Genomic DNA, 19,702 nt, shown 5'->3' on the forward strand with positions numbered 1-19,702 from the left:
GAAGGCGCTGAAGGCCGCTTCTTGATTTATAACGAGGCTACCTCAGGACGGCCAGGTCACGTATTTCTGCCAGTTATGCTGCTCTTTGAAACCCAACACCTCCCGGATTTTCCGGTTGGAAAACAAGGCTTCATGTTCTCCTAACTCGCGGACGATGGGCACATTGGGGAAAAACCTTGCTGCCAGTTCTTTGCTCGGAATAACGGCTCCATTTTGGTCGTTGCCCGCGTTGAAAATCTGGAAGCCGAGGCCATCTTTTTGCAGGCACAAATCCACAATCTGGCCTAGGTCACGCGCATCGATGTAACAGAATGCATTCCGACGGCGCACTTCGGGGTGGGCAAAATAATGGGAAAACAGTTCAGCGTATTCGTGCGGCTCAATCACATTGCCGATGCGCAGGGCATAGATATCAGCACCCGACCGCCGCTGGAAGCTACGTGCCGTTTTTTCATTTACCACCTTCGATAAACCGTAGCTATCCATCGGGTCAACGTCATAATCCTCTTCCAATGGCAACACGTGCGGGTCGGTTTGTCCGTCTGAAAAGCAGATACCATAGGTGGTCTCTGATGAGGCAATAATGACCTTCCGGATGCCCAGTTTAACGGCTGCTTCGATCACGTGGTACGTACCCATGGCGTTGATTCGAAACGTTTCATTGTCAGGTTTGAGTAAGATCCGGGGCACAGCGGCAAAGTGGACTACGGCATCAAATGTAGGTACGCCATGGCCGGGTTCCAGTTCGTCTAAGCCGACATATGAACTCATGGCATTAAACACTTGTCCGGATTCTGTGATGTCAGCAACCAGATTGTCTACCCCTGGGTGATCGAGCGGCGTCAGGTCTACATTCAACACCCGATGCCCCTGGTCGAGGAGATAAGGCACAACGTGCCTGCCCGCTTTCCCCGATCCCCCCGTAAAAAATATCCGCTGTTTAGCCATGTGATCTGCTGATTGATATGGAGTGATTGGCTATGGTGTAATGCTGACTGGTGTGGTGTTGGCTTCGCACATGTGTTGCTGTAATCTCCACCCAAAGAACAGGCAACACCTATAGCTCACCGCTCGTTTGGGGTATAAGAGCAGAAGCGCCCTTTGTGTTTTGTTGATTGACGTTACGCCGTAGCAGTATAGTCGTAGGTAACTAACAAAAAAGCGTGCCCTGTCAGGCCCTTTCCAAACAATATTCTACAGAAATAGTGTTACGCCTACATAGACAGCAACCTGATGAGTAAAACGTATGGAAAGCAAGCAGATACAACCGGAAAAAGAACAAATTCAGAACGACCGGACCACTATCCGGCTACCGATGCTCCTGGGCCTCACGCTGGCGGGCGGGGTGCTGCTGGGCGCGTCGTTTTTTGGCGGCACAAAAGGCCTTAACAACATTGGCCGGGGCTACAGCAAGTACAAAGAAATCCTGCAACTGATTGAAAACAACTATGTTGACTCGGTTGATACCGACGACCTAGTTGACTTTTCGATCACCAAGATGCTGGAGAAACTCGACCCCCACACGGCCTACCTAAACCCCGTAGATGCGGTAGCGGCCCGGTCGCAACTGGAGGGCGGATTTGATGGCATCGGCGTGGAATTCAATATCTACAAAGACACCGTTTACGTGGTTACGCCCCTGGCGGGTGGTCCATCGGAAACGGCGGGCATCCAGAGCGGCGACAAGATTTTGAAGGTCGATGAAACACCGCTGACGGGCAAGAACGTCGACAACAGTACGGTCTATAAAGCCATGCGTGGCAAACGCGGAACGGACGTGCGGCTCACGATCTTGTCGAAAGGGCAACAGCAACCGCGGCAGATTACCCTCACCCGCGACCGTATCCCCACCTACGCCGTTGATGCGGCCTACATGGTGGATGGCGAGACGGGGTATCTGAAAGTAAATCGGTTCTCCGATTCGGCGTTTGAAGAATTCCGCACGGCGTTGAACGCGCTGAAGCAGCAGGGCATGAAGCAACTGGTGCTCGATTTACGCAACAACCCCGGCGGCTACCTCGACCGCGCCACCAACATGGCCGATGAGTTTATCGATGGCAACAAACTGCTGGTATACACCGACGGAAAAGATGACCGCTACGACCGCAAATATTTCGCCAAAACAGCCGGGCAGTTTGAAGACGGTGCCCTGATTGTGCTCATCGACGAAGGCAGCGCGTCGGCGTCGGAGATTCTGGCGGGGGCGCTACAAGACCACGACCGGGGCTATATCGTGGGGCGTCGTTCATTTGGTAAAGGCCTTGTTCAGATGCCCGTGCAACTCTCTGACGGCTCAGAACTGCGGCTGACGATCTCGCGCTACTACACGCCCGCCGGTCGTAGCATTCAGAAACCGTATGTGCCGGGGCAGGAAGGCGACTACGAAAAGGAACTGGATCTGCGCTCGAAACGCGGTGAATACTACATCGCCGACAGCATCAAGAACGACCCCAAGAAGGTATTCAAAACCGACAAGGGCCGGACGGTCTATGGCGGTGGGGGTATCACGCCCGACTATTTCGTGCCGCGTGATTCGAGCTGGCAGACGGCGTATCTGGGTAAGCTCTACGCCAAGAACATCATCCGCGAATACGCCCTGGAATACGCCAACGACAACCGCAAACGACTCGAAAAACTGCCCTTTGCTGAGTTCGACAAGGCCGTAAACCTAACCGACGACCAGCTGAGTGCGATGACCAAGCAGGCTACGGCCGAGGGGGTTACGTATAATGCCGCCGAGTTCAACCGGTCTAAAGATTACATCCGCACACAGACGAAAGCACTCATTGCCCGCTACATTTTCCAGAAGAGCAACCGGGCCGGGCAGAACAACGAGTTCTACCGCATCGCCAACACATCAGACAATACCTACACCAAAGCCCTGTCTCTCTTCGACAAAGCCCGGCAACTGGAGTTCGGGCCGAAACAGGTGGGAATGAAGAAATAAATTTGGGATTTCGGATTGCGGATTTCGGATTGTTGCTTACGCATGGGTTTGCGCTGGCGTCAGCAACAATCCGAAATCCCAAATCCCCAATCCAAAATCCTTTAAACATTCCTCCCTCCCGCACAGTAGATACCGTAGTACGCACTCAACGCGAAACGGATATGCTGCATTTCGATAAATTATCGCTGAATATACCCGACACCGACAAGCCTCGTGTGGTCGTAATTGGGGGAGGATTTGGAGGTGTCAACCTGGTTAAAGGCCTGAAAGGCAAAGGCTTCCAGGTGATCATGTTCGATAAGCAGAATTACCACGGCTTTTGGCCACTGCTGTATCAGGTGGCCACCGCGGGTCTGGAACCCGACGCCATTGCCGAACCGATTCGTAAACTTTTCGACGAATACGAAGACTTTCACTTCCGCCTTGTACGCGTTACCGGTGTCGATCCGGCCCGGAAAGTGGTCAAGACGCTCATCGGCGAAATCACCTACGATCACCTGGTCATTGCCACGGGGTCGAAGTCGAACTATTTCGGTAACGACCAGATCAAGAACAATTCGTTTCCGCTCAAGAGCATCCCCGACGCCCTGAACCTGCGCAGTCAGCTGCTGCAATCGTTTGAGCAGGCCAGTATTATCAAAGACCCGGAAACCCGGCAAAGCCTGCTCAACTTCGTCATTGTGGGCGGTGGACCAACGGGGGTAGAATTGGCCGGTTCGCTTGCCGAGATGCGCAAGCACGTGCTGCCCAACGACTACCCCGGCCTGGATTTCAGCAAGATGAACATCTACCTGGTTGAAGGAGTAGACCGCGTACTACCGCCCATGTCACCCGAATCGGCAGAAACTACGCAGGGCTATCTGGATAAGTTAGGTGTGATTACGAAAGTAAAGACCCTGGTTAGCTCGTATGATGGTGAGGTGGTTACGTTCAAATCGGGTGAACAGATTCGTACGCAGACTCTCATCTGGGCAGCGGGCGTGGCCGGAGCCACTATCGACGGTATGCCGGCCGAGTCGGTAGACAAAGGCCGCTATATTGTGGACCTGTATAACCGCGTGAAAGGCACCGACGGGATTTATGCCATCGGCGATATTGCTTTCATGGCGTCGGAAAAATGGCCGAAAGGGCACCCCGGCGTGGCGCAGCCCGCCATTCAGCAGGGCGAACACCTGGCTACTAACCTCACACTACTGCACCGGGGTGGCGAACTTCGCCCATTCGAGTATTTCGACAAAGGATCACTGGCTATTGTAGGTCGCAACCGCGCCGTAGCCGACTTACCCAAAAACCTGCACCTGAGCGGGTTCATTGCCTGGATGGCCTGGCTGTTTGTGCACATCTGGTATTTGGTGGGCTTCCGCAGCAAACTCGTAGTGATGAGCAACTGGATATACCGCCTCTTTACCTACGACCGGGGCACGCGCTTGATCATCCGCCCCTTTGTGCGCAAAGACGACAAAGACGGTCAGGATTTTGCCCTCAGCAATACGGGGCAGGTAGTGACAGACAATCCGTAAACTGCCTGCCGTACTTTACTGCATACTGTTTACGCGTTCCAGGTAAAACCGCAAACCCGCAAAGCCAACGAGCAGAATGCCTGACACCCAGGCCGCCCCGCCCCAGCTGACGTAAATCCATTCGCCACGCTGAACGGCATTGAGCACAGCCAACACCAGCAACACAATGCCAACGGTCATAACAATGGCGTTGATCAGGGCTGAGTTATAGGTCTTGCGCAGGTCGTAGGCACCATAGGCGCGGTTGCGGTGCGCAAACACAATATCATCTAAATCAGGCTGTTGGGTGGCACTCTCATTTTCCATCACCAGCGTGTCGTAGTGCTTTTCTCGGAGGTAGCGAACGGGGCTGTTGTCGGCCTCCAGTTCTACTTTGTCGACTGCCGAGGCAAACGGCAGGCCAATCCACATGTAATGTTCCACTTCCTGCGCCATTAGGGGCAACAGTGCGCTGGCCTGCGTGGGCGTAGCTCCGGACCGGTATAGACAGGCACGGAGGTAGTCAAGTTGCTGATTAGTAAGGGTTTTCATAGCGGTATCTGTCTGCCGAAATACACCGTTTCAGGCTGGATGACTGAATTGATAAAATTCCACACACAAGATACTGGATTCTGATTAGTGGTGTGTGGGTTTGGTGGCTTCTTCTAAAGCCTCAGGCGAAGCCTCGCGTTAGCCCCTGGAACGGAGTCGCTAAATCAAACACGCGGGAACAGCTTATCCAGCCCCAATTTTGTAGGTTTACCCAACTAATTTATTTCACTATTTCCATGCATAACCCCGTCCGCACCACTAGCCTGCTGCTGCTTAGTTTCATTACCCACTTTGCCCTTCAGGCCCAGCCTGCCCCCCGCCCCACGCCCGCCGACACCGTGCAGGCCGGGCCGTATGATATGGGCAAGATGTGGACGTTTGATAATCCACCGACGGACTATTTCAAGAAAACATACGGCTTTGCGCCCGACGCCCACTGGTTTGACGAAGCCCGGCTGGCGTCGCTGCGGTTTGCAGATTACTGCTCGGCCTCGTTTGTGTCGGCCAATGGGCTGGTGATGACCAACCACCACTGCGCCCGTGAATCGGGAACGGGGGTGGCGCGGAAAGGCGAAAACCTCAACGCCACCGGTTTTTTTGCCAAAACATCCGCCGAAGAGCGCCCCGTAGATGGCCTGTTTGTGGATCAGCTCGTGAAGCTGGAAGACATTACCAAACAGGTACAGGAGGCCGTGACTGCCGCCGGTGCCGATGAGGCCGCGCAGGTGGCTGCCCGCGAAAAAATCTTCGGTGCCATCAAGATCGATTATACCAACAAGCCCGGCTGGCAGGGGCTTGAACTGCAAACAATTACGTTCTATAACGGCGGAAAATATGCTCTCTATGGCTTCAAACGCTATACCGACGTGCGGCTGGTATTTATGCCTGAACTGCAACTCGGCTTTTTTGGCGGTGATCCAGATAACTTCACCTACCCCCGCTACGCCCTCGACTGCTCTTTTTTTCGGGTCTACGACAAAGGTAAACCGCTGAAAACAACCCATTTTTTCAAGTTCAACCCCAACGGCATCCGCGAGGGCGAACCCACCTTTGTGACGGGTAATCCCGGCAGCACCGAGCGCCTGAAAACAGTGGCCGAACTGGAGTTTGACCGCGATCTGAAACTGCCTCAGCTGCTGACCCTGCTGCGCAGCCGGTCCAGCGCCCTGCAGACCTACAACGTCAAGGCGAAAAATGATTCGGTGCTCAACGAGATTTTCGGACTGGAAAACAGCATTAAAGCCTACAAAGGCCAGCTCGACGGTCTCCGCGATCCGTATCTTCTGGCCCGTAAAGCGGCGTTCGAGAAACAGTTCAAGGCCGATGCGCAGAAGAAAGGGGGTTCAGTATCGCTCTGGACTGACATTGCCGCTACGGTAAGCCAACAGCAGACTACGTTCAATGACTACACTTACTTCGCGCCCAACCCCTTGTCTACCGGCGAGACCCTAACAGCGGCACTAACGCTGGGGCTACTGACCGAGGCCGCCGCCCAGAATCCCCGCGTGATGCAACAGGCCTCGGCCATGCTCGATGAAGTACCCAAACCCAAAAGCCGGGCGCTGGAAGAAGCTTACCTGACGGCGCACCTGACCGAGGTCCAATCGGCGTTGGGCAATGATGATCCTTACGTAAAAGCCGCTCTCACCGGCCCCAATGGCCTACGCACCCCACGCGAGGCGGCGGCATACCTGCTGGCCAACTCAAAAATTGGGAGCCGTCTGGTTCAGGAAGGGCTTATTGCCAAGGGCGTAGAAGCCTTAACCTCATCTACCGATCCTCTACTGGTGCTGGGCCGGATTGGGGGAAAACGCTTTCTGGTGGCCAACGAGCAGGTGCGCCAAAGCACGGCCCGGCAGGAGGTGCTGCGCAGTCAACTGGGCCGCTTGCTGTTTGCCACCTACGGCACGACCATCCCACCCGATGCCACGTTTTCGCTCCGCATCAACGACGGTGTGGTGAAGGGCTATCCCTACAATGGCACCGTGGCCCCGGTTTTCACCACTTTCGCAGGCCTGTATGACCGTAGCTATTCATTTAGCGGCAAGGCCCCCTGGAACCTGCCCGCCCGCTGGGCCAACCCACCCGCCGAACTCTTGAAACAACCCATGTGCTTTATCTCAACGAATGATATCATCGGCGGTAATTCGGGCAGCCCGATGATCAATAAAAACCGGGAGGCGGTGGGCCTGGTCTTCGATGGTAACATGGAGAGTTTGCCCGGCGCGTTCATCTTTGTGCCCGACGCCAACCGGGCCATTTCGGTCCATGCTGGAGGTATTGCTGCCGCCCTCCGCTACATCTATAAAGCCGACCGACTGCTGACAGAATTACTGTCAAAATAAGTAAACAATTTTTTCGATCCACCTAATCTTAAGATATAATCTGACCGTTTCTTCAAGCGAAATAGCTAAACAGAAATAACCAGATTCTATCCTAAGACAGGCTGGTAATTTAGCACATGTAGAGATATACCCAAGGTTACCATTGAAAGCCACACAAAACAACCTTATATATCGCGTCTCTATATCCGTATGCCTTTGTATAACAGTTGTTTACGACCAATATTCAGCATAAAGTCTATAGTTACAAATACTTATATTGTTCAATTTCTCTCTCATCTACATCAATTTAAAATTCTTTTATTAAATTTTTTACTAAGTAGCCTATCGTACTTATACTTATTACCATTCCATTTCTTTGTTTTACCAAATTTATTAATCCAAAAATATAAGCTATCAGTCAAAGTAGATTTAAAGAACAGGCTAATTATGGAAGTGAGTTGCTTTTAATGAGCTGTTAATTTTTACTTCTAAACAACCCGCTCAACGGGAAAAAATTTATGCAAACACCTTTACGACCGCGTACCCTGCCAGGCAGGATCACGAGGCTGTTTGTGGCACAGGGGCTGCTGGCCTGCTCGTGCCTAACGCTGTCACACGCCACAGGCACACCACCCGGTAACGCTGCTGATGTCCGTTCTACGGCCCGGCTCACGCAGAAAGTGGTGGATAAAACCGTGACGGGGCGAGTAACAGAAGAAGCAGGTGAGGGACTGCCCGGCGTGAGTGTAGTATTGAAAGGCACCCAACGTGGCACGGTGACGGATGCCGACGGCCGCTATAAACTCGACGTACCCGACGCCAATGCCGTGTTGGTATTCTCCTTCGTGGGTTACATCTCTCAGGAGGTAGCCGTGGGTGCTCAGGTAAACATCGACGTAAGCCTCAAAGGCGATGCCAAAACGCTGGACGAGTTTGTGGTGATTGGGTACGGCACCACCCGCAAGTCGGATTTAACGGGCGCGGTGGCTACCGTGAAAGAAGCACAACTGCAGGAACGCCCAACGTCGTCGCTCAACCAGGCCCTGTCGGGTCGGATGGCGGGTGTACAGGTCAACACCAACTCTGGTCGGCCCGGCGGCCGCACCACCGTTCGGATTCGGGGCTTTAGTTCTATCAACTCGTCGAACAACCCGCTCTACGTGGTAGACGGTGTCTTTCTGCCGCAGGGTACGGGCGATCAGTTCAGCAACGCCATCGACTTTATCAACCCGAACGACATTGTCTCGGTGGAAGTACTGAAAGATGCCTCATCAACAGCCATTTACGGCGCACGGGGTGCCAACGGCGTTATTCTGGTAACGACCAAAAAAGGCAAGGCGGGCGAAAGCCGTGTCACCTACGACGCCCAGGTGGGCATGAACACCATTGGTCCCAACCGGCCCCATGTACTCAACGCCAGGCAATACCTGGCCGTAGAAGACCTTGCCTACGCCAACATTGCCAAGTATGACCCTAAAGGCTGGGAGGCTGGCAAGTGGGCCTATCTTGACCCCGTGGCCCGCCGCAAGGCTTATAGTGCTAAGTTTCCCGGCGTGTTCGACGCCAACCTGAATCCACTCTACGACACCGACTGGTTCAAAGAATCGACGCAGAATCGGTTGTCGCAAAACCACCAGCTGGGTTTCAGCGGCGGCAATGAGCGCACGCAGTATTCGCTGTCGCTGGGTTACCGCGACGACGAAGGCTTGATCAAGACATCGTACATGAAGCGGTATTCAGGCCGGTTCACCCTCGACGATCAGGTAAAACGCTGGCTGAAAGTGAGCGGTACACTGAGCTACAACAACCAGTCGGAAAACCTCGTCGACGTCAATGACGCGGTGGCCCGGCAAATTGTGGAAGACTTTCCATTTCTGCCCGTTACCTACGCCGACGGCACTTACGCCAACAACCGCGATTACCCTTACGCTGAAGGCACGTTTAGCTCGGTTCACCGGCTGATGGGACGGCGGTATATCCAGAATACGCAGACCACGCTGGGTAGCCTGGCCGCCACGCTGAGCCTGGCCAAAGGATTGGAATTCAGGAGCATCCTGGGGGCCAACATCCAAACGCAGGAGATCAACCAGTCAACTACCCGTACGCTCAACATTGGCGGCAACGGCAACGCATCGACCAACAATGCCCGCACAACCGTATGGTCGCTGGAGAACTACCTGACCTACAACCGGCAGTTTGGTCAGGACCATTCGCTGACAAGCCTGTTGGGGCTTTCGTGGCAGGAAACCAATGTGTTTGGCATTGGTGCGGGGGTCAACAATTTTGCTACCGACTACTTTGGGTTTAACAACCTGGGGGCCGGGGCTACCAACCCGTTCGTGTCGTCGGGGGCGTCGCGGTTTGCCATCAACTCGTATTTTGGTCGCATCAATTACGGCTTCAAAAACAAGTATTTGTTCACGGCTACTGGCCGGGCCGACGGATCATCGAAGTTTGGGGCGAACCACAAGTTTGCGTTCTTCCCCTCAGCAGCGCTGGCCTGGCGGGTATCAGAAGAAGATTTCCTGAAAGGCAACCCGGTGGTGTCGAACCTGAAACTGCGCACTAGCTACGGCCTGACGGGCAATTCCGAAATTCCCCCCTACTCGTCGCTGTCTTTGCTTAGCTCGAACTACTCGACCATCTACTCCGATGCGCGGGTGGGCGGTACCGGTATCAGCCGCCTAGCCAACCCCGATTTGCGCTGGGAAAAAACGGCACAGAGCGACATAGGTCTGGAAATAGGGTTGTTTAAAGGGCGGGTTAACCTGGAAGCCGATTACTACTACCGCCTCACCACCGACATGCTCCTCGATGCACCCGTGCCGCTATCGAGCGGCTATGGCACCATCCGGCGCAATGTGGGTTCGATGGAAAATAGAGGATTTGAGTTTGGTATCAACACGGTCAACATCAACCGGCCTTCGTTTACCTGGAATACCTCGTTCAACATCTCGTTCAACAAAAACAAGGTGCTTTCGCTGGCTACCCCGTCCGATATTTTCAATGTGGGTGGTCCTGACTTCACCAACCCCACCAACATCATTCGGGTGGGCGAACCGGTGGGGTCGTTCTGGGGCCTCACCCGCGTGGGTGTCTGGAGCGAAGCGGAGCGCGAAGAAGCCGCCAAATTCACCAGCTACCGCAACGGTCTGACCATTCTGCCCGGCGACATCAAGTACCTCGACGTGAACGGCGACAAAGCCATCACCGACGCCGACCGCAGCATTATTGGCAATGGCAGCCCCAAAGGCTGGGGCGCGCTGAACAACAACGTTCGCATCGGCAACTTCGACGCCACGTTCGAGATGCAGTTCATGTTTGGTAATCAGGTGATGCTCATGAACCTGCACCCCAGCGAAGACCGGCAGGCACTGGCCAACAGCTACACGTCGGTATTGAACGCCTGGACGCCTACGAACCAGAATACGCAGATTGCCGAAATCCGCGATACCCGTGCGGGCTACGTAACCAACGTAGATAGCCACTGGATCAAAAACGGCTCGTTCCTGCGGGGTCGCAACCTGCTGGTTGGCTACACGTTCCCCGCCGCCCTGACAAACCGGCTCAAGATCAATCGGTTACGGGTGTATACCTCGGCACAAAACTTCTTCCTGCTGGTAGAAGACCCCATCGTGGGCGACCCCGAAGTGACACCCACCAACCAGGGGGGCGGCAACAGCGCTTTTTCGCAGGGCATGATCTGGCACAACTACCCCAAGCCAACCACCTACCTGCTGGGCATTCAACTGGGTCTGTAATCGCCTGACCCGTTTTTCACTCAACTAATTATCATGAGACATTCACGCATACTAGTCATCGGCCGGGCCGCGCTGTGCAGCTTCGCCCTGATGGCCACAGGCTGTTCTAATTTTCTGGACGAACAGGCTCCGTCTAACCTTACTCCTACCAGTTTCTATACCATTCCCGACCACGCCGAAGCAGCCATTGCGGCGGTTTATTCCGACACCCGGTTTATGGGTGGTGGTGCGGGTATTTTCTCCAGCAACTGGCAACTGCTCGAAGCCCTAACGGGTACGTCGACGACCGAAACAGCCCAGAACTCAGACCTCAACAACCTTTATGGGCTGGTTCACGACGGCAACACCATTCACGTGGTCAATTACTGGGCGGGGCTGTATAAAGTGATTGCACAAGCCAACCAGGTGCTTGACAAAGTACCCGGCATTGCGCTGATGGACGCGGCTCAAAAGGCCAAAATCCTGGGCGAAGCCCGGTTTCTACGCGCTACAGCCTATTTTACTGCCGTGCAGTTGTGGGGCGATATTCCGCTGATCGTGAAGCCGCAGTCGGCTTCGTCAGAAGATTTTCTGCCCGTTCGCGCTCCTAAAGAGGACATCTACAAGCTCATCGTAGACGATCTGACGGCTGCCGAAGCGGCGGGTCTGAACTGGATGGATGTCAGCGGGCGGGTAAATCTGGCCGCCGTGAAAACGCAGTTGGCCAAAGTTTATCTGACCATGGCGGGCTTCCCGCTTAGCAAAGGCGCTCCTTACTACAAACTGGCCGCCGACAAGTCTTTGGAAGTGATCACCTACGCCAACGCCAACCCGTCGATGATCAATCTTTTCCCGACGTACGAAGAGGTTCACCGCGAGGGCAACAAAAACCGGGTAGAGCACCTGTATATGTTGCAGTATAATACGCTGGTAGCAGGCAACCCGATGGACAATTTCTACCCCAACTTTAAGCCCGTAACCTACAACGGGCCATCAGGAACGGGTAGTTCGGTGCCAACGCCGTCGTTCTATAAGTCGTATGAAGCGGGCGACCTGCGGGCTAAAGATCAGGTGGGTTATTTCTACACGACCTATTATGAAAAAGGCACGGGCGCTCCCTTTGACCTGGGTGGCCCTTACGTGTTCAAGCACTTCAACCGCACCGCCAACGGCACACCAGGGGCAACGCCTACGAAGCAGAACAACCTGAACGTGCCCCAGATCCGCTTTGCCGAAACGCTGCTGATTCACGCCGAAGCACAAAACGAACTGGGTGCGCCCACGCAGGCGGCTTATGATGCTCTAAAGCGTATCCGCGACCGGGCGGCGCTTACCACCCCCGCGTTGGGTACGTTCTCGCAGGCTACCTTCCGCGAGGCCGTGTGGCGCGAACGCTGGCATGAACTGTGCTACGAGCAGATCACGTGGTTCGACATGGTACGGCTACGGAAGGTGTATAACGACAAAACCAACAGTTTCGACAATTTTGTTGGTCACGTTAACCCCAGTTCAAACCAGGCGTTGCAGGAAAAACACCTGCTGCTCCCCCTGCCCAAGCGCGAACTGCAAAACAACCCTAACCTGAAGCCCCAGAATCCGGGCTATCCGGGAGTGTAAAGGGATTTGGGATTGGGGATTTCGGATCTCGGATTGGTTGCTTACGCCAGAATATATTTGCTCTGGCGTAAGTAACCAATCCGAGATCCGAAATCCCCAATCCCAAATCACTTCGGTCCCATCCGGATTGCCCCATCTAAGCGAATCACTTCGCCGTTGAGCATGGGGTTTTCCACGATGGCTTTGGCCAGCAAACCGTATTCGGCGGGGCGACCGAGGCGTGAGGGGAATGGCACCTGCTGACCCAGCGAGAGGCGGGCTTCTTCGGGCAGGGCGGCCAGCAATGGGGTCTCAAACAGGCCCGGCGCAATGGTCATCACCCGGATGCCCGACTTAGCCAGATCGCGGGCAATAGGCAGAGTCATGCCTACAATCCCCCCCTTAGAGGCCGAATAGGCCGCCTGACCAATTTGGCCGTCATAGGCCGCTACTGATGCCGTGTTGATAATGACACCCCGTTCGCCATCCGCGTTCGGGGTGTTTTTTTCCATGGCAAACGCTGCCAGCCGGATTACGTTGAAGGTGCCGATCAGGTTCACCTCTATCGTCTTCCGAAAGGCGTCGAGCGAGTGCGGGCCATATTCGCCACCTACTTTGCCCAGCGTCTTGCGGGCCTCGGCAATACCAGCGCAGTTCACAGCAATGTGCAGCGCCCCAAACTGACTCACAGCCAGATCGATAGCCCGCTGCACATCGCCCTCATTAGCCACGTTGGTGAGGCAATAATACGCGCTGGTACCCAATTCGTCCACCAGCGCGTTGCCCCGATCCTGATTCAGATCGACAATGATAACGTTGGCACCCAGCGCGTGAAACTGCCGGACGGTAGCCTCGCCCAGGCCCGATGCTCCCCCCGTAACGAGAGCCGTAGCGTTTTGTAAATTCATATGCCTGGCGGAGCAATGCTCCGCTGTCTACTTTATAAAGGCGGAGCGTTGCTCCGCCAGACTTCATTTCACCGGTAAAAATAGCACGGCATCGGCCACAGTCGGCTGCGCTGAGCCCGCCGTGGCCAGTTCGACGTAGGGTGCTTTTCCGGCTACGATAGTATGTTCGCCCAGGTTGATCCAGTCATTGTTTTGGCGTTGCTGGTTCACCGTTTGAATAACCTCTTTCTGCCCCGAGAACACCCGGATCGCTACCCGGTCGGCCTTGTCGGTTTGTATGGCTACCTGATCGGGGTTGCCGCCACCGCCCGCCCGCGTGGGGTTATACATGTAGATGCGATACCGCCCCGGCTTGATACCCATTGCCGCAAACCGCACCGAAGCAGGTTGGGCGCCAGCACTCACCAACGCCGAGGTACCGTATTTGCTGCCTTTGGTAATGCGTTGCCAATTGCCCTGACGCATCACCCGAGCCGAATCGTCATTATCGACCAACAGTTCGGGCCGACTGCCATTGAGCAGTGGGTTGTCGCGAAGAGTATGTTGCAGCCGCGCCACATCGATACCCTGCACCGCCTTGTTTTCGTCGATAGCCTGGGCGGCGGCTACCCCGGCGGTTTGGCCCAGCACCATAAACACCGGCTCCATCCGGATAGACCCGTAGGCAATATGGCTGGCCGAGAGACAAACCGGTACCAGCAAATTCGCGCACTCGGCAGCTTTCGGCACCAGCGCGCGGTAGCTGATCGGGTATGGACCAAAGCCGCCCACCTGCACGTCGCCCTCGTTGCGCACCATCGCTACGCCGTTCTTGTCTGTCACCACCAGTCGCTGGCAATTATGCGAATCCATCGTGTAGGCAGCCATACCAATGCCGTCGGTCACGGTGGCTTTGCCCTCGCAGTTGGCCTGCGTCATCACGTAGTCGCCTACCATACGCCGCGCTTCCCGGATGTAGAGCTGGTGCGAAAAGTGGCTGTTGTCCCTGTATTCATCTTTCGGGTAACCCCATTGCAGCATCTCGTCGCGCAGGTGTTTGGGCATGCGTGGGTCATGGCCGATGAAGTAGAAAAAGCCCTTCGTGTATAGTTCATGATCGCGGATAATCTCGGCCCGGCGGGCGTAGCTGGCATTAGGGTAATCGTGATTCGCGCCAATCATGTCTGTCGATAATCCCCCGCAGTTGTTGATGTCTGTTTTGTGGTTGGGCATCATCACAAAATGCATCAGGTTCCAGGTCAGCTCTTTGGGTACCTTTTTCTGAATCTGCCGTAATAACAGTTCATACTTCGTAGAATCATAGCCAACAGGCCGCGTGATGGGCAGGCGATTGGCGGGATCGTCGGTAAGGCACATGCGGTAATTGTAGGCCTGAATCGTCTGGTCGCCGCTGCCATTGGGTTGCAGTTTGGCTGTGCTGACACCGTACAACAACCCACTTTCTGGTTTTCCCGGAACACGATACGGATCAACACCGTCCGGAAACTGATGCTTATCAAGCAGTTGCACGCCATTCCAGGTCTCGCCATATTGACTATTGGCCTCACGCCCCACGGTGTACTGCACGCCTGCCTGCGCCATCAGATCGCCTTCATACGAACAGTCGATAAATTGCTTCGCCGAAATTGTCTGCACGTTGCCCCGGCCTTGCGCGCGAGGTAGGGTCGTGGCCGGTTCGAGCACAATGGCTGTGATCCGGTTGCCGGTCTTTTGCACAGAACGCAGCCGGAGGCCCATTAGTGGAGTCAGGCTTGCTTCTTTTAGATAAGTAACAAACAGATTTTCAGCCACATGAGGCTCAAATATCCACTGCTCCAAATGCCCGTAGTGTGTGCCAATGCGGCGGTAAAAATCCCGCGCCAGGCCCGTCACGGCGAATTTATTGCCAATATCAGTGGCTCCCAGCCCTCCCGCCGACAAGCCGCCGAGGTGTTTTCCGGGTTCAATGAGCACGACTGATTTCCCCGCCCGTTTGGCTGCCACCGCCGCCATCACCCCCGCCGATGTGCCGCCATATACGCAGACGTCGAACATAGGAGCAGGGGGTGGAGAAAAGGGGAGGAAAGAGGAAAGAAGAAAAGAGAGAAGGAAAAGAAGGATTTTCATGTGGTTGAGCGTATGAGGTGGCTAGCGGAGCTTGGTCATCCCCACGGTGAGAGGGATATACGTTCATTCAGGCGTATTGTGCATTGGGAAAGTGGATCCCTCCTACCGTGGGGATGACAAAAACTACAAAATTGCTTTCAATTCCTGCCAGTGCTGTATGGTATACGTAGCCGGCTCGGCTACCTGTTCGTTATTGGGGTTATAAAAAACGGTGTCTAAGCCAACGGCTTTGGCACCCTGGATGTCGGCTTCGTAATTGTCGCCCAGCATCAGGCTTTCCGGCACGGTGGCACCGCTTGCCTGTAAGGCATACTCAAATATGCGCGGATCAGGCTTTTTCGCGTCGGCCGACTGGGTCGTCACCACCAGTTCGAAGTAGTGGGCAATATCGGCAGAGGCCATTTTCACGGCTTGTATTTCGGCGAAACCGTTCGTGATAATGTGCATCCGGTAACGGCCGTGCAGATGCTCCAGAATCTCACGGGCCGAGTTGGTCAAGTGCGCTTTGCGGGGCAACAAACGCAGGTAGTCGGTATTCAATTCGGCGCAACCCGCTGTATCGTTTATACCCAAGGCACCTAATACCAATGGAAAACGGTGCTCGCGGATGTATTCATGCGCTACCAGATTGCGGTCGTAGTCGGCCCAGAGCTTACGGTTGATGCGAATAAACGCTTCGGAAAACGCTTCTGCCGATGGCACTCCACGGTCAGCTAACCGGTGGGTATCATAAATTTCCGCAATCGACTCCGCTGAATTCCGGTCAAAATCCCAGAGCGTATGATCGAGGTCGAAAAAAAGGTGTTTGTACATAATGAAGCGCTGTTGGTCTGTTTTGTTGTTTGTCTGTTAAGCATTTGCATGATGTGTTCCGAACAGACAAACAACAAAACAGACTAACGCATAAACAACTAGAAGTCCAGCTTAAGCCGCTCTACGACCTCATTGTTGACTAGGTGTTTTTCCACTAGCTCAGCCACGTCAGCTACCTGAACGTTACCATAATAGGTACCTTCCGGATACACGACCAGGGCAGGGCCAAATGCGCAGGCATCCAGGCAACCCGCCCGTTGCGCCCGAATTTCTTTCTGCAAACCTCGTTGGGTTAACTCCTGTTTAAACGCGTCGAGCAGAGCGGCACCGTGTTCGGCTCCACACGACTTTTTGGGGGCTTCTTTTTGGTTGGTACAAACGAAAACGTGTTTGGCAAACTTCATGTGTGTATTATTTTTAAGGTACTGTGTCAACTACGAAGGTAGCCCAGAAGGGCCAATTAAACGGTAGCACCCATTGACGGTCTAAGCCAGTACATAGCATTTGCATCGGTCCTGACGGTTTCGTCGTATGTTGGTATGATTATGGCTAGAAACACCTTGATTTAAGCCCACTTTAGAAATTTTTGGGTACAACTCTTGTATGTTTTAAGTAGAGTTTGTTATTTTGATAAGAATTCTTCTCCTCTCACACAAATCTTAACACGGAACACACACTATCGAAGAAACGCTCTACGTTACCTAATTGTCTTTCTGAAATGGAAAAAGCCCAGGTTAACGACAGTGAGCTAATTTCGTTGTATATCCGTGGTAGTGAGAAAGCCTTTGAAAAGTTAGTTCAGCGGCATAAGAACAAGGTCTTCACAACGATCTACATGATCGTTAAAGACCAGTATATCGCAGAAGATTTAATGCAGGACACCTTTATCAAGGCTGTCGATACCATTAAGTCGGGCCGCTATAACGAAGAAGGCAAATTCCTGCCCTGGATCGTCCGCATCGCTCACAATCTGGCCATCGACTATTTCCGGCGAGATAAACGCTACCCCAATGTGGTGTTTGAAGACGGAAGCAGCGTGTTTAACACGTTAGAATTTGCCGAAGACTCAGTGGAGACGGTGCAGATTCGGCGTGAAACACACGAGCACCTGCGTGAGTTGATTCAGCGGTTGCCGGAACAACAGCGTCAGGTATTGATTATGCGGCACTACGAGGAAATGAGTTTCCAAGAGATTGCCGATGCGACCGGCGTCAGTATTAACACAGCTTTGGGACGTATGCGTTATGCACTCATAAACCTGCGCAAGCAGTTAAGCAAACGCCCTGTTAGCTATGACAAAAACATTTACCCAAGATGACGTAATCCGGTACGTCTACGAAGAAACTTCTGAAGAGGAGAATCTGCTGATTGAAGAAGCGCTCATGGTTGAGCCAGTCCTGATGGGCTTCTTTCTGGATACCCTCGAGTTGCGCTCGCTGATGAACAAGATTGAGCGTCAGCCACGCCACTCAACGGTCGAGTCGATCCTGTCTTATTCTGCCAATCATTTTAGTGCTCAGCTACGCAGACCCCGCACGCATCGGGGTATGGTATAGCTGGGCATTTCTTGTTTTCACAACATCCTCCACATGTCGAGACTTATCCATCGGCTGCCTCATTACGGGGCAGCCGCTTTGGCTTTATTGGCCACCCAAACGCCCAGTTTAGCCCAAAAACCTGCCAAACGAGCCACGGTGGCCGTTTCCCCATCATCCACTGCTTCGCCTGAAGAGAAACTAACGAAGTCGGAACTGGAGAATCACCTGCGTTTCATCGCTTCCGATGAGTTACAGGGTCGCCGGACGGGATCGCCGGGTAATATGATTGCGGCTCGCTACCTGGCCGAGCAGTTTCGGATGCTGGGCTTAAAACCCGCCGGCGACAACGACAGCTACTACCAGCGGGTGGATCTCCAGTTCAGTAAACCCGTCACTTCCGGCATCATCCGCGTCGGTAGCGACACACTAAACGTGGGTAAGCAATTTGTCGTAACAGGTGGAACTGCCACGGCAAAGACGGCCCCCAGTGTCTATGTAGGGTACGGACTTACCGATGAAGATTATGCCAACAAGGATGTGAAGGGTAAATGGGTTATTACTCAGGTAGGTGGTCCTGACGTAAAAAGTCCCCGCGAGCTACTTGGGTCGATAACAACTAAAGACAAACTGGCCACCGAAAAAGGGGCGTTGGGTATTATTGAGTTATATGCTACCCCCGCTACGCCATGGACGTTTATTAGCCGGTATTTCAATAATGAACAACTCGCGCTGTCAGCAGCCGAGGGTTCCTTAGGCCAAGCATCATTGTTTCACGCCTGGGTAGACAATGGTAAAGGGCAGGCAGTTAAATTGAAGGACAACGCCGCTGTAACAGTGCAAACCACCGCACGGGCCGTAAACCCAGTGCAGGCCGTAAACGTTGTGGGTATTATCGAAGGCACGGACCCGGCATTGAAAAATGAATACGTTCTCCTGACCGCCCACTTCGACCATATTGGCGTGGGCAAACAGGGTGGTGCACCCTACACGGCAGCAGACTCTATTTTCAATGGGGCGCGTGACAACGGCATGGGGACGGTGGGTCTGTTGGCGGCGGCGAAAGCCCTTGCGCAACAACCACCCAAACGGTCGGTACTTATTGTGGCACTGACGGGCGAAGAGGTGGGTCTGCTCGGTAGCCGCTATTACGCTGAACACCCCCTGGTGCCCCTAAAACAAACTATTTTCGATTTTAACATCGACGGCGCAGGCTATAACGACACCTCAATTATCTCGGTCATTGGCCTGGAACGCACGGGTGCCAAAGCCGAAATTGAGCAGGCCGCCCGTGATTTCGGGTTGGGCGTTTTTGCCGAACCTGCCCCAGAACAAGGTTTGTTCGACCGGTCAGACAACGTAAGTCTGGCGGCAAAAGGCGTACCCGCCCCTACCCTGTCGGAAGGGTTTAAAACGTTTGACGAGGAACTGATGAAAAACTACCACAGCGTAACTGACAGCCCCGACACGATTGATTATGATTACCTGCTGCGGTTTTGTCAGACCTACGCCCGCGCCGCCCGGCTCATTGCTAACCGCGCCACACGCCCGTTCTGGATGGCGGGCGATAAGTATGAAGCCGCCGGAAAAGCCTTGTACGGTCGGTAAAACTAAACCTGAAGGAAGGACGTTTATTCAGAAGATAGGTTAAGGTTTAAAGTCTGAGGTTTAACGTTGCTTGC

General features: G+C 54.0%; 14 protein-coding genes. 8 read left to right on the plus strand and 6 right to left on the minus strand.

The genetic code is table 11. The features are described 5' to 3' along the window. Window positions 1-42 precede the first annotated feature (42 nt). Window positions 43-948 carry an NAD-dependent epimerase/dehydratase family protein gene (locus tag J2I47_RS25785; RefSeq protein ID WP_207367514.1) on the minus strand — a complete coding sequence of 302 codons (906 nt, stop codon included), beginning with the start codon at window positions 946-948 and terminating at the stop codon, window positions 43-45. Window positions 949-1,246: 298 nt separating this feature from the next. On the opposite strand from J2I47_RS25785, the gene J2I47_RS25790 reads away from it, so the two are divergent. Together J2I47_RS25790 and J2I47_RS25795 are read left to right on the plus strand one after the other, a co-directional pair. Beyond that, window positions 1,247-2,947 carry a S41 family peptidase gene (locus J2I47_RS25790; protein WP_207367515.1) on the plus strand — a complete coding sequence of 567 codons (1,701 nt, stop codon included), beginning with the start codon at window positions 1,247-1,249 and terminating at the stop codon, window positions 2,945-2,947. Window positions 2,948-3,108: 161 nt separating this feature from the next. Continuing rightward, a complete protein-coding gene (locus tag J2I47_RS25795; protein WP_207367516.1) occupies window positions 3,109-4,467 on the plus strand; it encodes an NAD(P)/FAD-dependent oxidoreductase in 1,359 nt (452 codons plus the stop codon). A 15-nt stretch (window positions 4,468-4,482) separates the two neighbouring features. Here the strand turns inward: J2I47_RS25795 and J2I47_RS25800 are convergent, their stop codons facing one another. Further along, window positions 4,483-4,998, minus strand: a complete 516-nt coding sequence (locus J2I47_RS25800; RefSeq protein ID WP_207367517.1) for a hypothetical protein — start codon at window positions 4,996-4,998, stop codon at window positions 4,483-4,485. A gap of 236 nt (window positions 4,999-5,234) precedes the next feature. On the opposite strand from J2I47_RS25800, the gene J2I47_RS25805 reads away from it, so the two are divergent. From J2I47_RS25805 to J2I47_RS25815, 3 genes are all read left to right on the plus strand, one after another. Continuing rightward, entirely contained in the window at window positions 5,235-7,343 is a 2,109-nt protein-coding gene (locus J2I47_RS25805; protein WP_207367518.1) for a S46 family peptidase, read from the plus strand. A gap of 497 nt (window positions 7,344-7,840) precedes the next feature. Next, a complete protein-coding gene (locus J2I47_RS25810) occupies window positions 7,841-11,083 on the plus strand; it encodes a SusC/RagA family TonB-linked outer membrane protein (protein WP_207367519.1) in 3,243 nt (1,080 codons plus the stop codon). Window positions 11,084-11,116: 33 nt separating this feature from the next. Further along, entirely contained in the window at window positions 11,117-12,679 is a 1,563-nt protein-coding gene (locus tag J2I47_RS25815; protein ID WP_207367520.1) for a RagB/SusD family nutrient uptake outer membrane protein, read from the plus strand. Window positions 12,680-12,786: 107 nt separating this feature from the next. Here J2I47_RS25815 and J2I47_RS25820 read toward each other — a convergent pair whose 3' ends face one another. From J2I47_RS25820 to J2I47_RS25835, 4 genes are all read right to left on the minus strand, one after another. After that, window positions 12,787-13,566 (minus strand): 3-hydroxyacyl-CoA dehydrogenase, encoded by a 780-nt coding sequence (locus J2I47_RS25820; RefSeq protein WP_207367521.1) that lies wholly within the window; start codon window positions 13,564-13,566, stop codon window positions 12,787-12,789. Window positions 13,567-13,629: 63 nt separating this feature from the next. After that, window positions 13,630-15,600 carry an FAD-dependent oxidoreductase gene (locus J2I47_RS25825; RefSeq protein WP_229374953.1) on the minus strand — a complete coding sequence of 657 codons (1,971 nt, stop codon included), beginning with the start codon at window positions 15,598-15,600 and terminating at the stop codon, window positions 13,630-13,632. A 195-nt stretch (window positions 15,601-15,795) separates the two neighbouring features. Next, the gene (locus tag J2I47_RS25830) at window positions 15,796-16,485 is read right to left on the minus strand and encodes a YjjG family noncanonical pyrimidine nucleotidase (RefSeq protein ID WP_207367523.1); all 690 of its coding nucleotides are present in this window, start codon (window positions 16,483-16,485) and stop codon (window positions 15,796-15,798) included. A gap of 98 nt (window positions 16,486-16,583) precedes the next feature. Continuing rightward, window positions 16,584-16,889: a (2Fe-2S) ferredoxin domain-containing protein gene (locus J2I47_RS25835; protein WP_207367524.1), complete on the minus strand. Its 306-nt coding sequence runs from the start codon at window positions 16,887-16,889 to the stop codon at window positions 16,584-16,586. Between the two features lie 314 nt (window positions 16,890-17,203). Between J2I47_RS25835 and J2I47_RS25840 the strand changes: the two genes are divergently transcribed. From J2I47_RS25840 to J2I47_RS25850, 3 genes are read left to right on the plus strand one after another with little or no spacing between them, the layout of a single operon-like run. Further along, the gene (locus tag J2I47_RS25840; RefSeq protein ID WP_207367525.1) at window positions 17,204-17,803 is read left to right on the plus strand and encodes an RNA polymerase sigma factor; all 600 of its coding nucleotides are present in this window, start codon (window positions 17,204-17,206) and stop codon (window positions 17,801-17,803) included. Further along, window positions 17,778-18,041 (plus strand): hypothetical protein, encoded by a 264-nt coding sequence (locus tag J2I47_RS25845; RefSeq protein WP_207367526.1) that lies wholly within the window; start codon window positions 17,778-17,780, stop codon window positions 18,039-18,041. Before J2I47_RS25840 ends, J2I47_RS25845 begins: the two co-directional genes overlap by 26 nt. Window positions 18,042-18,074: 33 nt before the next feature. Continuing rightward, a complete protein-coding gene (locus J2I47_RS25850) occupies window positions 18,075-19,628 on the plus strand; it encodes a M28 family peptidase (protein ID WP_207367527.1) in 1,554 nt (517 codons plus the stop codon). Window positions 19,629-19,702 lie beyond the last annotated feature (74 nt).

The organism is Fibrella rubiginis, assembly GCF_017353185.1.
Classification (GTDB): domain Bacteria; phylum Bacteroidota; class Bacteroidia; order Cytophagales; family Spirosomataceae; genus Fibrella; species Fibrella rubiginis.

Excerpts from the sequence above, each read along its gene's own strand:
- J2I47_RS25840 (WP_207367525.1), top strand. The coding sequence starts at position 17,204 with ATGGAAAAAGCCCAGGTTAACGACAGTGAGCTAATTTCGTTGTATATC.
- J2I47_RS25835 (WP_207367524.1), bottom strand. The coding sequence starts at position 16,889 with ATGAAGTTTGCCAAACACGTTTTCGTTTGTACCAACCAAAAAGAAGCC.
- J2I47_RS25820 (WP_207367521.1), bottom strand. The coding sequence starts at position 13,566 with ATGAATTTACAAAACGCTACGGCTCTCGTTACGGGGGGAGCATCGGGC.
- J2I47_RS25810 (WP_207367519.1), top strand. The coding sequence starts at position 7,841 with ATGCAAACACCTTTACGACCGCGTACCCTGCCAGGCAGGATCACGAGG.
- J2I47_RS25815 (WP_207367520.1), top strand. The coding sequence starts at position 11,117 with ATGAGACATTCACGCATACTAGTCATCGGCCGGGCCGCGCTGTGCAGC.
- J2I47_RS25825 (WP_229374953.1), bottom strand. The coding sequence starts at position 15,600 with ATGTTCGACGTCTGCGTATATGGCGGCACATCGGCGGGGGTGATGGCG.
- J2I47_RS25790 (WP_207367515.1), top strand. The coding sequence starts at position 1,247 with ATGGAAAGCAAGCAGATACAACCGGAAAAAGAACAAATTCAGAACGAC.
- J2I47_RS25805 (WP_207367518.1), top strand. The coding sequence starts at position 5,235 with ATGCATAACCCCGTCCGCACCACTAGCCTGCTGCTGCTTAGTTTCATT.
- J2I47_RS25850 (WP_207367527.1), top strand. The coding sequence starts at position 18,075 with ATGTCGAGACTTATCCATCGGCTGCCTCATTACGGGGCAGCCGCTTTG.
- J2I47_RS25830 (WP_207367523.1), bottom strand. The coding sequence starts at position 16,485 with ATGTACAAACACCTTTTTTTCGACCTCGATCATACGCTCTGGGATTTT.
- J2I47_RS25795 (WP_207367516.1), top strand. The coding sequence starts at position 3,109 with ATGCTGCATTTCGATAAATTATCGCTGAATATACCCGACACCGACAAG.
- J2I47_RS25785 (WP_207367514.1), bottom strand. The coding sequence starts at position 948 with ATGGCTAAACAGCGGATATTTTTTACGGGGGGATCGGGGAAAGCGGGC.
- J2I47_RS25845 (WP_207367526.1), top strand. The coding sequence starts at position 17,778 with ATGACAAAAACATTTACCCAAGATGACGTAATCCGGTACGTCTACGAA.
- J2I47_RS25800 (WP_207367517.1), bottom strand. The coding sequence starts at position 4,998 with ATGAAAACCCTTACTAATCAGCAACTTGACTACCTCCGTGCCTGTCTA.